Source organism: Bradyrhizobium sp. sGM-13, from assembly GCF_018398875.1.
GTDB lineage: Bacteria > Pseudomonadota > Alphaproteobacteria > Rhizobiales > Xanthobacteraceae > Bradyrhizobium.
This window is the reverse complement of record NZ_JAGWDK010000259.1, coordinates 1-310: the sequence shown is the minus strand read 5'-3', so window position 1 is coordinate 310 and position 310 is coordinate 1. Positions and strand designations below refer to the sequence as shown.

1 protein-coding gene is annotated in these 310 nt (G+C 58.1%); it reads right to left on the bottom strand.

Going from position 1 to position 310, the window contains the following annotated elements; all coding sequences use genetic code 11:
* Positions 1-4: 4 nt before the first annotated feature.
* A partial coding sequence (locus tag KJQ96_RS39000; RefSeq protein WP_249735110.1) for a tripartite tricarboxylate transporter substrate binding protein occupies positions 5-310 on the bottom strand: 306 nt, incomplete at its 5' end.

The window sequence follows — 310 nt, the reverse complement described above, 5'->3', positions numbered from 1 at the left end:
AGTTTCAGCCTGAGCAGACAAGGTCGCGCATCCTCGCAGCCTCTTTCTGGAGAAAAGCCGCGAAACCTGACGAATCGAGATAAGCGTCGACGCAGGAAATTTGGCGCACCCGCTCACGCACCGAGGAATCAGCAAGCGAGATCTTGATATGTTCCGACACCCGCACGACGATGTCGTTCGGAATACCTGCCGGCCCAAACATGCCAAGCCACGCGCTGACCTCGAAGTTCGGCACAACCTGTTCTGCGACCGTTGGAATATCGGGGACTAGATCAACCCGCCGGGCCGACATGATCGCAAGGGGCACGAC